This window comes from Streptomyces sp. NPDC001373, from assembly GCF_042895815.1.
Lineage (GTDB): Bacteria > Actinomycetota > Actinomycetes > Streptomycetales > Streptomycetaceae > Streptomyces.
The window spans coordinates 125,191-139,042 of sequence record NZ_JBIAWQ010000007.1; the positions used below are offsets into that span (position 1 = coordinate 125,191).

Annotated in this window: 11 protein-coding genes; 4 read left to right on the forward strand and 7 right to left on the reverse strand. The window is 75.9% G+C overall.

Annotated features, from left to right (window positions below):
- Window positions 1-30: 30 nt before the first annotated feature.
- A complete protein-coding gene (locus tag ACFY15_RS18150; RefSeq protein WP_390686614.1) occupies window positions 31-576 on the reverse strand; it encodes an ATP-binding protein in 546 nt (181 codons plus the stop codon).
- A 199-nt stretch (window positions 577-775) separates the two neighbouring features.
- Between ACFY15_RS18150 and ACFY15_RS18155 the strand changes: the two genes are divergently transcribed.
- Window positions 776-1,963, forward strand: coding sequence for a PLP-dependent cysteine synthase family protein (locus tag ACFY15_RS18155; RefSeq protein WP_390686613.1), 1,188 nt, complete (start codon window positions 776-778; stop codon window positions 1,961-1,963).
- 22 nt (window positions 1,964-1,985) lie between these two features.
- Here the strand turns inward: ACFY15_RS18155 and ACFY15_RS18160 are convergent, their stop codons facing one another.
- Window positions 1,986-2,498: an SRPBCC family protein gene (locus tag ACFY15_RS18160; protein WP_390686612.1), complete on the reverse strand. Its 513-nt coding sequence runs from the start codon at window positions 2,496-2,498 to the stop codon at window positions 1,986-1,988.
- Between the two features lie 583 nt (window positions 2,499-3,081).
- On the opposite strand from ACFY15_RS18160, the gene ACFY15_RS18165 reads away from it, so the two are divergent.
- A complete protein-coding gene (locus tag ACFY15_RS18165) occupies window positions 3,082-5,481 on the forward strand; it encodes a hypothetical protein (protein WP_390825787.1) in 2,400 nt (799 codons plus the stop codon).
- Here the strand turns inward: ACFY15_RS18165 and ACFY15_RS18170 are convergent.
- The 5 genes from ACFY15_RS18170 to ACFY15_RS18190 form a co-directional block, all read right to left on the reverse strand.
- Window positions 5,432-7,873, reverse strand: coding sequence for a right-handed parallel beta-helix repeat-containing protein (locus ACFY15_RS18170; protein WP_390686610.1), 2,442 nt, complete (start codon window positions 7,871-7,873; stop codon window positions 5,432-5,434). The two genes, ACFY15_RS18165 and ACFY15_RS18170, sit on opposite strands and share 50 nt — an antisense overlap.
- Window positions 7,874-8,016: 143 nt before the next feature.
- Window positions 8,017-8,634, reverse strand: a complete 618-nt coding sequence (locus ACFY15_RS18175) for a hypothetical protein (protein ID WP_390686609.1) — start codon at window positions 8,632-8,634, stop codon at window positions 8,017-8,019.
- A 271-nt stretch (window positions 8,635-8,905) separates the two neighbouring features.
- On the reverse strand, window positions 8,906-9,733 hold the full coding sequence (locus ACFY15_RS18180; protein WP_390686608.1) for an MOSC domain-containing protein: 828 nt from the start codon (window positions 9,731-9,733) through the stop codon (window positions 8,906-8,908).
- A gap of 161 nt (window positions 9,734-9,894) precedes the next feature.
- A complete protein-coding gene (locus ACFY15_RS18185; protein ID WP_390686607.1) occupies window positions 9,895-10,437 on the reverse strand; it encodes a DUF6643 family protein in 543 nt (180 codons plus the stop codon).
- A 267-nt stretch (window positions 10,438-10,704) separates the two neighbouring features.
- A complete protein-coding gene (locus ACFY15_RS18190) occupies window positions 10,705-11,874 on the reverse strand; it encodes a glycosyltransferase (protein ID WP_390686606.1) in 1,170 nt (389 codons plus the stop codon).
- Between the two features lie 233 nt (window positions 11,875-12,107).
- Here ACFY15_RS18190 and ACFY15_RS18195 point away from each other — a divergent pair, with 233 nt between their 5' ends.
- Both ACFY15_RS18195 and ACFY15_RS18200 read left to right on the forward strand, forming a co-directional pair.
- Window positions 12,108-12,908, forward strand: a complete 801-nt coding sequence (locus ACFY15_RS18195; protein WP_390686605.1) for a glutamate racemase — start codon at window positions 12,108-12,110, stop codon at window positions 12,906-12,908.
- Window positions 12,909-13,046: 138 nt separating this feature from the next.
- The gene (locus tag ACFY15_RS18200) at window positions 13,047-13,562 is read left to right on the forward strand and encodes a hypothetical protein (protein WP_390686604.1); all 516 of its coding nucleotides are present in this window, start codon (window positions 13,047-13,049) and stop codon (window positions 13,560-13,562) included.
- Window positions 13,563-13,852: the final 290 nt, after the last annotated feature.

The window sequence follows — 13,852 nt, forward strand, 5'->3', positions numbered from 1 at the left end:
CCCCAGGGGCGGCCGCCGCCCCGGGAGGTGTCAGCCGGGCCCCGTGCCGACCGAGACCGACGCCGGCACGGCCGTCGGGACGGTCTGTGCGTCCACGGCCGTGAGCACCGCCCGGGCGGGCTCCCGTACGGGCTTGTTCACGCCGATACGGACCGTGTGCGGCGGGGCCGCCGGGACGGGGGCGGCCCGCATGGAGAACCAGACCACCTTGCCGGGTCCGTTCGCCTGGGGGCGGGCTCCCCACGCCTCGCTGACCGCCTCCACGAGCGCCAGCCCGCGACCGCATGTCTCCAGGCCATCGGCCTCGCGCCGGACGGGCAGGCGCGGATCGCTGTCGTGGACGGAGACGGTGAGCCGCCCGAGGCGGAGTTCGATCTCGACGACGCAGACCTTGTCCGGCTGCGCGTGGCGGTGGACGTTGCTGAGCAGCTCCGTCACGCCGAGCGCAGCCCGGTCTATGAGCGGGTCGAGCTGCCAGTGGCGCAGTTGGGCGGAGACGATCCTGCGGACCTGGCCGATCCGCGCGGGCAGGGCCTGCAGTTCCACGACGCAGTGCCTGCGGGAATGTGTGATCACGGCTGCGACTCCCCGACATCAGTGTTACGGGTGCTGCACCCTCGGTGACGCAATCTCAAGGGTCACCCACCGTCGCCCCGCTTGCAACCGAACGCGACCGAAAGCGATCCGCATAGAACCCCAAAGTGACCGTTTGCGCAGGTGAGGGCGGTACATTTCGAAAGGAGGGGGCCCTGGAACCGACTAAGGAGCAAGGCGCATGAGCACCACCGGCACCACCGGTACGACGGCCTCGAACACGGCCGCGAGTCCGGCCGGACGCGTGGCCGCGGGCACGGTGACGACCACCGTCGACATCGACCGCAGCGACGCCGAATACCGCGCCTGGCTCAAGGAGGCCGTGCGCAAGGTCCAGGCGGACGCCAACCGCAGCGCCGACACGCACCTGCTGCGCTTCCCGCTGCCCGAGTCCTGGGGCATCGACCTTTACCTCAAGGACGAGTCCACGCACCCGACGGGCTCCCTGAAGCACCGCCTCGCGCGCTCGCTGTTCCTGTACGCGCTGTGCAACGGCTGGATCCGCCCCGGCCGCCCGGTCATCGAGGCCTCCAGCGGCTCCACCGCCGTCTCCGAGGCCTACTTCGCCAAGCTGATCGGCGTCCCCTTCATCGCCGTCATGCCGCGGACCACCAGCCCCGAGAAGTGCCGGCTCATCGAATTCCACGGCGGCGAATGCCACTTCGTCGACGACTCCATGAAGATGTACGAGGAGTCGGCCGACCTCGCCGCCCGCACCGGCGGCCACTACATGGACCAGTTCACCTACGCGGAGCGGGCCACCGACTGGCGCGGCAACAACAACATCGCCGAGTCGATGTACCAGCAGCTGCGCCTGGAGCGTTACCCCGAGCCCGCGTGGATCGTGGCGACCGCCGGCACCGGCGGCACCTCCGCGACCATCGCCCGCTACGTCCACTACATGCAGCACGACACGCGCATCTGCGTCCCGGACCCGGAGAACTCCTGCTTCTTCGACGGCTGGACGCACCACGACCCGCACGCGAGCAGCGACTGCGGCTCCCGCATCGAGGGCATCGGCCGGCCCCGCATGGAGCCGAGCTTCGTGCCGGGCGCCATCGACCGCATGATGAAGGTCCCCGACGCGGCGAGCGTCGCGGCCTGCCGCGCCCTCGAACAGGCCATAGGGCGCAAGGCCGGCGGCTCCACGGGCACCGGGCTGTGGAGCGCCCTGAAGATCGTCTCCGAGATGGTGGCGGAGGGACGCAAGGGCAGCGTCGTGACCCTGCTCTGCGACCCGGGTGACCGCTACCTCGACAAGTACTACTCGGATGAGTGGCTGGCGGCCCAGGGCCTCGACATCGCGCCCTACGCCAGGACGATCGAGACGCTGCTGGAGACCGGCGACTGGCGCGAGCCGCAGGCCTGACGCCCCTGCGGCGCCCGGCGGATCAGCCGTGGCCCGGGGCCGCCGCGAGCCGGGCGTCGAGGGCGCGCACCGCCGTGCGGAAGGAGTGACCGAGTCCCGGGCGGGCGGCGGCCAGCGCCAGGCGGAACGGGGCCGGGCCGTCGGCCGCGAAGGTCCAGCGGACGAGGGTGCCGGGGGAGCGGTCGCCGGGGGAGGGCGGCCCGGCGGCCGGGGCCAGCAGCCACTCCTCCAACAGGGCGCGCACGCCCGGCGCGTTGGTCTCGTCGACCCGGTAGGCGTAGCGCCGGGGGGCCTCCGCGGCCACGACCGTCTCCCGGAAACGGACCCCGCCCCGCAGTCCGACCTCCCGGCCGGCGCCGCCCCCGGTGGGCCGGGCCAGCGACACCGCGCCGAACCAGGCCGGCCAGGCCGTGACCTCCTCGGCGAGCGCCCGGTACAGGGCCGCGGGCGGGGCCGCCGCCCTGGCGGTGAAGACCAGGCGCGTCGGGGCGTGGTCGAGGAAGTCCAGCCCCACGGGGCGGAGTCGGCGGGCCATGGCGTTACCCCCTGGGACGCGAAGGCGCTAAGCGCGATGCCGTCACATTATCCGGCCGGCCGTCAGAAGCCGGTAGCGGAAGGGGCGCTGTGAGGGGGCCTGCGCCCGGCGCGCGGTGCGGGTCCCTTCGGGCGGACGGGGCGGGGGCCTGGGCGGCGCGGGCCGGACGGGCCCTCGTGACGGCCCCTCACCGGCCGTCGCCTGCACCGGCCGCGCTGCGTCCCCGCTCCGGCCTCGGCTCCGGCCCTGGCTTCGCTTCCGGCCCTGCTTCCGGTTTCGGCTCTGTCTCCGGCTTCCTCTTCGGTTCCGGCTCTGTCTCCGGCTTCCGCTCCGGCTCCGGCTTCCGCTCCGGCTCCGGCTTCCGCTCCGGCTCCGGCTTCGGCTTCGGCTTCGGCTTCGGCTTCGGCTTCGGCTTCGGCTCAGGCTTCCGCTCCGGCTCCGGCTTCGGCTCCGGCTTCGGCTCCGGCTTCGGCTTCACGCGAACGGAGCCTGGGCAGAGGCCGGTTCGGGCGGGATGCTGGAAACGGCCCGACCCCGCCGCCCGCGTCCGGCCCCCACCCGCCGCCCTCCCGCGGAGGCCCCCATGCCGCAGTCCGCCGTCCCCGAGGCCGTTCCCCCGGGCGCGCCCCCGCTCGCCCTCGAACTGTTCGTGCACGGAGTCGCCGGAGCCGCCCCCGGCGAACTGCTCCGCGATCCGCATCCCGTCCGGGTGACGGGCGACTCCACCGCGGCCGTGTTCCGCCGTGCCGAGGACGCCGACGCCGAGGCCCACCCCGAGCGCTACGCCGGACGGCCCGTCCCCGAGGCCTACTGCTGGTCCCGGCTCACCTCGGGCAACGGCGCCCGCGCGCTGTGGCTGCTGCTCCTGCCGTTCATGGTGGCCAACCTCGCCCACTGGGCCCGGCCCGCCACGGCCCCCGCCGGGCCGCCGCCGTGCGCGGTGCGCGTGTACGGGCTCCTCGTGCGCCTCCTCGCCCTCAGCCTCACCGTGCTGCTCGTCGCGGCCGCCTGCGAGGTGGCCCTCGACCTCCTCGCCTGGCAGTGCGCGGGCACCCGCGCCTGCACCGGCTCCGGCTCCTGGCCCGCCTTCCTGCGGCCCGGAGCGTGGTGGGCCCAGCCCGGACGGCGTCTCGCGCTCGGCGCCCTCGTCCCGGCCGCGCTCACCGGGCTGCTGTGGTTCCTGTCGGCCCGCACCTGGAGTGCCTACGAGTCCCAGCCGCCGCCCTCCGGAACCGCCGGCACGGGGGCGTTCGCCGCCGGCCACGGCGAAGCCCCGCTCGGCCGGCCCGGGTTCTGGTACGGCCGCCGGATAGTGGCCCGGCTGCGCGCCGCGCACACCGCCGCCGGGCTCCTCACCGTGGCCCTCGCCGTCGCCGCCCCCGCCCTGCGCGAGGACCGCGGCTCCAGCGCCACCGCACCCGCACTGCTCGCCACCGGCTGGGCGGTGCAGGCGCTGCTCGCGGCCGGGGCGGCGACCGTGCTGTGGGTCGTCTGCCGGCGCGGTCGCACCGAGGCCCGGCCCGACCACCGGCTCGACCGGGCCGCCATCGCGCTGCTGCCCGCCGGCGCCCTCGCCCTGCTGGCCGCCGCTGTCCTCTACGCAGGCTGGTCCCGCCCCGGCTGGACCTCGACGGGCCGGCTCCCGGGCGACTTCGCCTTCGGGGTGCTCATGCTCGGCCAGGGCGGCTGCGTCCTCGCCCTCGCCCTCGTCGCCCGCCGCCTCCACCGCCGCACCCCGACCCCGGGAGCCGCCCTCGGGGGCCTCGGAGGGCCGGCCGCCGCCCTGCTCGGCTGCGCCCTCGGCGGGGTCATGTCCGGCGGGGTGGCCCAGCGCGCCGCCGACTGGCTCGACGGGGCCGCCGCCCCCGGAACGCCCGGAGCCGCACTGCCCGGACCGCCCGTCCTGCTGTCCTGGCAGGCGTCCGTCCTGCCGCCGCTGCTGCTCGCGCTGGCGCTGGTCGCCGCCGCGGCCGGGGTCCGGGCCGCCGTGGCGCGGCGCAGGGCCGCCGCCACCGTCGCTGCCGAGTACCCCGGGGCCGTCCCCGACCCCGACCGCAGCCGGCGCATCGCCGGGGCGCGGGCCACGGCAGCGCTGACCGACACCGCGCCCTGGTTCGTGGGCGCCGTCTGCGCGGTCACCCTGCTGCTCGGCGCGGGCGCCCTCGCCGGGGCCTGGATCACCGGCAAGGTCCCGGCCGAGGCCGCCCGGGGCGCCCACCCGCTGCCGGCGGCCGCCGCCCGTGCCGCCCAGGACAGCGGATCCTGGCTGATCGGTCTCGGGATGGCCGCCTTCGTCGCCCTGGGCCGCCGGGCCTACCGGGACCCCGCCTCCCGCCGCACCATCGGGATCCTGTGGGACGTCGGCACCTTCTGGCCGCGCGCCGCCCACCCCTTCGCCCCGCCCTGCTACGCCGAGCGGGCCGTGCCCGACCTGACCTGGCGGATGACCGGCTGGACCGCGCGCACCGGCGGCCGGCTCGTCATCTCCGGCCACTCCCAGGGCAGCGTGCTCGCGGCGGCCGCCGTCTGGCAGCTGCCGCCCGGCACCCGCCGCCGCGTGGGCCTCCTGACGTACGGATCACCGCTGGCCCGGCTCTACGGCCGCTGGTTCCCCGCCTACTTCGGCCCCGGCCCGCTCGCCGCCCTGCACCGCGACCTCGACTGCTGGCGCAACCTGTGGCGGGCCACCGATCCCATCGGCGGACCCGTCGCGGCCGGCGCCGACGGGGACGGACCCGTGGACCGGGGGCCCCTGGCCGACCCGGTCGCCTACGGACGCGACCCCCTGCACCCGCTGCCCGCACCGATCCTGCGGCACGGCGACTACCAGGCCGACCCGGCCTTCGCCGCCGAGCGCGACGCGCTCCTCGCCCGCCTGGCCGCCGCCGCGCGGGCCGGTGCGGCGGAGGGCGCGGAGCTGCCCGCCCAGCGGATCAGCAAGGCGCGGGAAGAGCCGGCAGATCCGCCGGGAACAGCAGGGTGAGCTCGTCCGTGCCCGCCTCGGCCAGCTGCGCCACCCGGCTCGCGTGCCGCTCGACCATCGACTCGAAGGTCTGGCGCGCGGTGCGGCCGTTGCCGAAGGCCGGCCCCTTGGGCAGCTCCGTGAAGTAGTCCAGCAGCGCCTGGGCGGTTCCCTCGCCCAGGCGGTACTCGTGCTCCTCGGCCTGCTGTTCCACGATCCGCAGCAGCTCCTGCGGGCCGTAGTCACCGAAGGTGATGGTCCGTGAGAACCGGGACGCCACACCCGGATTGACCGTCAGGAACCGCTCCATCTCCTCCGTGTACCCGGCGACGATCACCACTACCGCTTCCCGGTGGTCCTCCATCAGCTTCACCAGCGTGTCGATCGCCTCGCGCCCGAAGTCCCGGCCCGAGTCCTCCGGCGCCAGCGCGTACGCCTCGTCGATGAAGAGCACCCCGCCCCGCGCCCGTTCGAAGGCCTCCTGGGTGCGGATGGCCGTGGACCCGATGTGCTCGCCGACCAGGTCCACCCGGGACACCTCCACCAGGTGGCCGCGCTCCAGCACGCCGAGGGAGGCGAGGATCTCCCCGTACAGCCGGGCGACCGTGGTCTTGCCCGTGCCCGGGGAGCCAGTGAAGACCAGGTGCCGGCGCACCGAGGCCGCCTTGAGGCCCGCCTCCCGCCGCCTGCGCCCGACCTCGATCATGTCGGTGAGGGCCCGTACCTCGCGTTTGACGCTGTCCAGCCCCACCAGGGCGTCGAGGTGCCCCAGCACCTCGCCCGCGCCACGGCCCGCCGCCTCCCGCGCCCGGGGCTCCGGCAGCGGCGCCGGCCCGGGTGCCTCGGCCGGTTGTCCCGCGAGGTACCGCGCGGCCGCCGCGGCACGGGCCGCCGGCCGTGCCCCGCCGGCCGGGGCGCCCGCTGCCGCCCCGGCGGTGAGCCGGGCCGCCGGCCCGTCCCCCGTGCATCCCTCGGAGAGCGGGCCATCCTCCGCGAACTCGTAGCCCCCGCGCGCGCAGCGCTCGGTGTGGCAGCCGGTCAGGACGCTGCGGCAGCCGTCGAGGACGTGGAAGCCGAAGCCGGAACTGCCCGTCACCCGGCAGGCCGTGAAGGTGCCCCGGCCTCCCGCCGACACGTAGAACCCGGCCTCGGCGCAGGAGGTGACCGTGACCCGCTCCAGGGCCGGGTCGGCACCCTTGCTGACGATCACCCCGGTCTGCACGCCGTCGACGGTGCAGTCGCTCAGGCTGCCGCCGCTGCCGTGGTCGCGGAACCAGGCACCGGTGCCCGCCTCCCTGATCCGGCAGTCCTCCAGCCGGGCGGTGGCGCCGTCGCTCACGGACACGGCGGTGTTGCGCACCTGCGACAGATCGCTGTCGAGCACCTCGGCGCGCGAACCCCGGTCCAGCACGAACACGGCGTCCGGCACGTCGTGCAGCCGGCAGGAGTCCAGGGAGGCGGTGGCACCGTCACTGACCCACACCGCCGGGTAGTCGCCCGTGCTGTCGTGGATCTCGCAGGACTCGGCCTCGACCCGGGTCCCCGGGTCCCACACCGACAGGCCGTTGCGCCCGAACCGGCGGACCGTGGTGCGGCTGAGGCTGAGAACGGAGCGGGACCGCAGGTCGACGGCGTTCTCCGGGATGTCGTGGATGTCGCAGCCGGCGAGCGACAGTACCGCGTCGGTGTCGAGGGTGACTCCGTCGCCGGAGGTGCGGTGCACCGCGCAGTCCGTCAGGCGGGCGGCGGCCCGAGCCGAGACCTGCACCCCGCTGCCCTTGATCTCGTACACCTCGCAGCCCAGCGCCTCCAGCCCCGAGCCCTCGCCGGTGACGGCGATCCCCGCGCCCATGGCGTGGTGGATCCGGCAGCGCTCCAGCCGGGGGTGCCCGCCGCGCACAGAGAACCCGGCCTGCCCGGCGGCGACCACCTCGCACTCCTCGAACACCCCGCCGCCGCCGTCCAGGACGGCGATCCCGACCCCGGCCGGGTTCTCCACCGTGCAGCGGCGCACCAGGGGCCTGGCCCCGCCGCGCACCTCGATGCCGGACGCGGACCGGGTGTGCACCCGCAGGTCGCTGAACTCGGGCGAGCCCTCCTCGACGAGCAGGGCGGGCGCCGCCCGGTCCGCCCCCTCCAGATGGAGGTCCTGGACCACGGCGGAGGCGCGCACAGTCAGCGCGACCCCGTCGAGCGGGGCGATCCGCACCGAGCCCGCCGCCGCGCCCTCGGGCCCGCGCAGGACGACGGCATGGCGGAGAATCAGGTTCTCCCGGTAGGTGCCGGGGGCGACGGACAGCACGTCACCGTCGCCCGCGACCGCGAGAGCGGCGCCCAGCGTCGGATACTCACCTGAGCGCCGCCGCCACCGCGAGGCCCCGCCGTGCGTCACCTGGACCGTGCCCTGAGCCATCGTGCTGCCGTGCCCCCACCCTCGTACTCGCGCTGCCGGACCGGCCGGAGCGGCTGAAGCGGCCGCGGCCCTCCCGGGCGCCGAAGCGGCCGGACGGGCCTGCGGCTCCACCGTAGCGCGCGCGGGGCCCGGGAGTTGCCAGGTCAGCTGCCCGCACCCGCCCGGCCCCAGTCGGGCCCGGCCGCCGCCCATGCCCGGTCCAGACGCACGTACCGCCGATGCATGAGCCTTCGTACGACCAGCCGGCGGAGCGTCTCCGTGAGTGCGGCCGCCGTGAGCGCGGCGGCCAGCCCGGCCATGGCGGCGTGGAAGGAGGCGGCGCCCGGGTCGAGCGGCTGTCCCACGAGCCGGCCCCGGATGTCGGTCCATATCCGGAACCGGTCGCCCGGACGTGGCGGTTCCTCCGCCGCCGGTACCGCGCCCTCGTGGCTGGTGCCGTCGGGCGCGGTCCACGAGGCCACGATCGTGGTCCGCGCAGGAGCGGTCCGCTGAGCCGAGGGCTCGGCGCCCGCGCCGGCCGGCCCGGCCGGGTCCGCCGCGGGCCGCATCACCACGGCCGGGACGAGGTACCGCTCCTGCCGCTGCTCGTGCGCCGCGCGCTGGAGGATCCCGTCCACCCGGAGGCCGGCGGCCCAGCCGACGGCCGGAGCCACCAGCAGCACGCACACCAGCGCGACGCACGCCACCCACGCCTCGACGAGGTCGGTCGGCCTGCGCAGCGGATTGCGCCGCCAGCGCCACACACCCATTGCCGTCCGCACGGTCCGGCTCCCCCTGCCCATGCCAGTCTGCGTCTGTCTGCGCGTCCCAGCCTTCCGCATGCCCCGAGGACGCGCATTCCGGGACGCGCGGGACGCCCGTCACCCGATCCGGTGCTCCTGCCCCGGCGGGTTCCCGTTCGTCCCGCATGCTCCAACGGCCCCGCGCCACCGGTTGGTTCCGGTCCGGCCCGGGAGCCCCTCGAAGGTGTCATTCCCCCCCGTGCGCCCACCCGCCGCGGTCAGTGGCGGGCCGGATCCGCCCGGGGCGGGGTCACTCCAGGACGCGTACCGCGTCGCCCACGCGCACGGTGCCCGGGACGACCGGCACCAGCTGGCGCCCGAAGGCGAGCGACCTGCCGATGAGCCGGTGCCGGGCCAGGGTCTTCAGGGGTTCCCGGCCGCGATCGGCCGTGGCCTGGTCGGTGGTGGTGACGATGCAGCGCCCGCACTCGCGGACCCCCCGGAAGACGGCGTCGCCGATCGCGATGCGCCGCCAGCCGTCCTCGGCCCAGGCGTCGAGGGATCCGCCGACCACCACGTTGGGGCGGAAACGGTTCATCGGAAGCGGCCCCTCCTCGGGGTGGTCCCCCTCCGCGATCAGGGCGTTGAGGGCCGCCAGCGAGGCGGTGGAGGCCAGCAGCACGGGATAGGCGTCGGCGAGGCTGACCGTTTCGCCGGGCAGCGCGTATTCGGGGTCCACGGGCCGGCGGACGGCCGGGTCGTCGAGATGGACCAGCCGCGCGGGCTGCCCCAGGAAGGCGCTGAACCACTCGGCGGCGGCCACCGCGGCGACCACCGTGTCGACCTTCTTGCCGAACAGGACGACCGGCTCCAGCGGGCCCGGCTCCGGCACCTCCACGACCAGGTCCGCCATGCCGGGAGCCGACAGCGCGACCCGGCCGCCGTCCAGCGGACGGGCCGAGGCGAGCGCGAGGCGCGGCTGCTGGCGCTGGGTGATGATCGCGTCCGCGGTGTCGACCACGGCCCAGCGGCGGTCACCGGCCGGGCCCCAGGGCTCCACGGCCATCTCGTCGGGAGCGGTCCCCGCTACCGATTTGACGGGATGGACGTGGAGGGACTGGACGTACAAGTTCGACATGGGGGCATTTTGCCAGCCGCCCGCACCGGCACCCCAGCGCGGTGCGCGCAGGGCGCGGTGATCGGCCACCACCCAAGGGCACGGCCGTGCGGGACGCGGCGAGCGGACCGCGGCGCAGGGCGGCCGGGGTGCGGTCCGGCCGCGGCGCGGCGGCGGGTCGGTCAGTAGCCGCGGCCCTGGTACTGGCCTCCGTACGGGTCCTGGTACGCGGGAATCGCCGCGGCGGTCGGCACGGCCGCGGGCACGGGCGCCGCCATCGGGCGCGGTGCGGCCGGGCGCATGGCCTCGTACCCGGTGCCCGGCGCGAGCGGACGCGGCTGCTGCGGCTGGGGCTGTGGGACGAACCCGGCCCGGGGCGCGAGCTGCTGCTGCGGCACGTACGGGGCGGGCGCGTGCTGAAGCGGAACCGGCATGGGGGCCGGCATCGGGGCCGGCGCGGCCGGCTGCTGGTACCCGTAGCCGTACGCGGGGGCCGGCGTCGGCTGCGGCGACGCGGGCGGGAGCGCGGGCATGGAGGAGGCGAGGGCCGGGAGGTATCCACCGCTCGAGTAACCGGCACTGGGGGACTCGTAGGCGGCCGGAACGCGGATCGGGGCGATCTGCGGAGTCCCGCGTTCTGCGACGAGGGAGTCGTAGATGGGGGTGTCCGGGAAGGAGGGCGCGGAGTAGTAACCGCCGCCATAAGTGGAGCGGGGGGAGGTCATGGGAGACAAGTTAAGCCCACGACTTCACGCGGTCTATAGCCAGGTGGCGCCAACACCGCTCTGACCTGCATATTCCCAGGTCAGGGCCACAGCTTTCACTTAAGGTTCACCTGCACGATTCGCCACATGCACCCCGCCTTGTTACCACTCGTACTCGTCGGTTGGCCCATGCACGCATTTGGAACTGACCGCCCGTCACAACGCGGTGACCTCGGATGACGTCATGGTGACGCACCGTCAAGGCGGACTTTCGCCGCCCGGGTGGCCTCAGGCGTCACTGGGCCGGGCATAGGTTCGGCCCTTCCAGGCGGCCCCGCGCCCCCGGTAGTGCCGCACCGCCGAGTCGACCGTCATGAGCAGGTACAGCAGCGCGGTGAAGGGCAGCAGCGGCGCGAGCACCGCGGGCTGGCGGTAGTAGCGCAGCATCGGCAGGTAGGTGCCGGCCATCAGGAGCCAGGCCGCCCCGCCGGCCGCGGCGACGGCCGGGCGGTCGGCCGCCAGTCCGGCGAGGAGGGCCGTCGGGGGCACCAGGTAGACCAGGACCAGCCCGGCCACCGTTCCGGCCAGCAGCAGCGGCTGGTGGCGGAGTTGGGCGTACGCGCTGCGCGACACCATCCGCCACAGGTCGGCCAGGGCCGGGTACGGCCGCACGCTGTCCACCCGCTCAGCCAGCCCGAGCCAGATCCGGCCGCCGGAGCCCCGGACCGCCCGGGCGAGCGCGACGTCGTCGATGACGGCCTGGCGGATGGAGTCGGGGATCCCGGCGCGGACGGCCGCCTCCGTCCGCAGCAGGACGCAGCCGCCGGCGGCCGCGGCCGTGCGCGAGGCGGGGCGGTTGATCCGGCGGAACGGGTACAGCTGGGCGAAGAAGTACACGAACGCGGGCACCACGAGCCGCTCCCAGACGCTGACCACGCGCAGGCGGGCCATCTGGGAGACGAGGTCGAGGTCGGCGGTGGTCGCGGCGGCGACCAGCTCGCGGAGGCTGTCGGGCTCGTGCGCGATGTCGGCGTCGGTGAGCAGCAGGTACTCGGGGGTGTCCGGAGCGCCGCGGGTCGCGTGGGTGATGCCGTGGCGCAGGGCCCAGAGCTTGCCGGTCCAGCCGGGCGGTGGGTCGGAGGGCGTCAGCACGGTCAGGGGGAGGCCCGGCTGCTCGGCGGCGAGGCGGCGGGCCAGGTCGGCGGTCCCGTCGGTGCTGCCGTCGTCGATCAGGACGATGCCGGCCTCGCCGGGATAGTCCTGCGCGAGGAGGGACGGCAGGCTGCGCGGCAGCACCTCGGCCTCGTCCCTGGCCGGGACCACGACGGCGACGGAGGGCCAGCGGGCGGGGGCGGTGCGCGGGGGGAGACGGGTGTCGGTGCGCCAGAACATGCCCTGGGCGAGGGTGAGCCAGAGCCAGGCGGCGAGGGAGGCGTAGGCGGCGATGAGGAGGCCCATGGCGGCAGTGTCGCCGACGGCCGCGGGGTGTGTCCCGCGTCCGGGCCGATCGCGGCCGGCGCCGTCGGGTGTTCCTCCGCGGGCGCTCCCGCGGGGGCCGAAGCCCCGCCCCGGGCGCCGTGGGGCTGCGCCGGGGCCCGTCCCTCGGATTCCGGGGTTGTTCGCGGTGTTCTGGCATGGTTCGGGAGGCCGGGGTTCGGGTGGTGGGCGGGGGCGTCGACTAAGGTGACAAGGTGAAGATCGCGCTCATGGACTCGGGAATCGGCCTCCTCGCTGCGGCCGCCGCGACGCGTCGGCTGCGGCCCGACGCCGATCTGCTGCTGTCCTCCGACCCCGACGGGATGCCCTGGGGCCCCCGTACCCCCGCCGACCTCACCGAGCGGGCTCGTGGCGTCGCACGGGCCGCCGCCGAGCTGCGGCCCGACGCCCTGATCGTGGCCTGCAACACCGCCTCCGTGCACTCCCTGGCCACCCTGCGGGCCGACCTGGAGCCCGGCATCCCTGTCATCGGCACCGTCCCGGCGATCAAGCCCGCCGCGGCGGCCGGCCGGAGGGTGGCGATCTGGGCCACCCCCGCCACCACCGGCAGCCCGTACCAGCGCGGGCTGATCCGTGACTTCGCCGCCGGCGTCGACGTCACCGAGGTGCCCTGCCCGGGCCTCGCCGACGCCGTCGAGCACGCCGACGAGGAGGCCGTCGCGCGCACGGTCGCCGCAGCAGCCGCACTGACCCCGGCCGACGTGACGGACGTGGTCCTCGGCTGCACGCACTACGAGCTCGTCGAGGACGCCATCCGGGCCGCCCTCGCCGGGCGCACCGGCGGCGCGGACCTGCGCTACCACGGCTCCGCCGAGGCCGTCGCCGTACAGGCCCTGCGCCGCATCGGCGCCGAGCCGGCTCCGGGCCTGCCCCGGACCGGCGGGCTGACCGTCCTGCACAGCGGCCGCCCGTCCACCCTCTCCGCCGCCGCCCTTGGCTACGCGGAGGGCCGGCTCCTCGCCGGGGTCGCACAGGACGCCGCCGTCGGCCTCTAGAGCCTTCAGGACGGCGGTCCGCCCCGCGACGACCCGCCGGGCTCCCGCCGTCCCGGCCTCCCGCCGTCCCGGCCGGGGGGTGCACCGGGTGGCGCAGGGGCGGTGGCGTACCCGTGGAACGTGGGTACGCTGCTGCTCATGACGGGTCACCCCCCGGGTCCCCTCTGGACGGGCCGGGCCTCCAACCGTGCGCAGTGGCTGCTCGCCGCGGCCGGTGCGGCCTGTCTCGCGCTGGGTGTCGAGCTGGCCGTCGACAACTCCTGGGCCTCCGGGTACGTTCCGCTGCTGATGTCCGTGATCGGCTGCCTGGCCGCCGGGCTGCTGATCCTCTACGGCACCCTCGCCTTCGTGTACGTGGCCGTCACCATCGACGCCGAGGCCATGGAGGTGCGCTGCGGCCACATCGGGCTGCCGCGCCGCACGATCCGCCTCGCGGATGTCGCCGCCGCCGAGTTCGTCCCCCGGGTCACCCCGCGGCAGTGGGGCGGCTGGGGGTACCGCTGGCGGCCGGAGAAGGGCACCGCGGTGATCGTCCGGCGCGGGGAGGGCCTGGAGCTGCGGCTCGGCGACGGCAAGCTGTTCACGGTCACCGTCGACGACGCCGAGAACGCGGTCCGCGTCATCCGCGCCCACCTGCGCGCCCGCGCCCGCTGACCGGCCCCCGAACCGGAGCCGTGTCCGCGACGGGAACCGGAATCCGGTGGCGGGCCGTAACCGGAGCAGGTCCGGAGCGGCCGCCCGGGCCACAACCGGAGCCCCGTGCCTGAGCCCCCCGCCGGGCCGGAGCCGGAGCCCCGTGCCTGAGCCCCCCGCCGGGCCGGAGCCGGAGCCCCATGCCGGAGCCCCGTGCCTGAGCCCCGTGCCGGAGTGCCGTGCCGGAGTGCCGTGCCGGAGCACGGCCCCGGGCCGGAGCACGGCCCCGGGCCGGAGCACGGCCCCGGGCC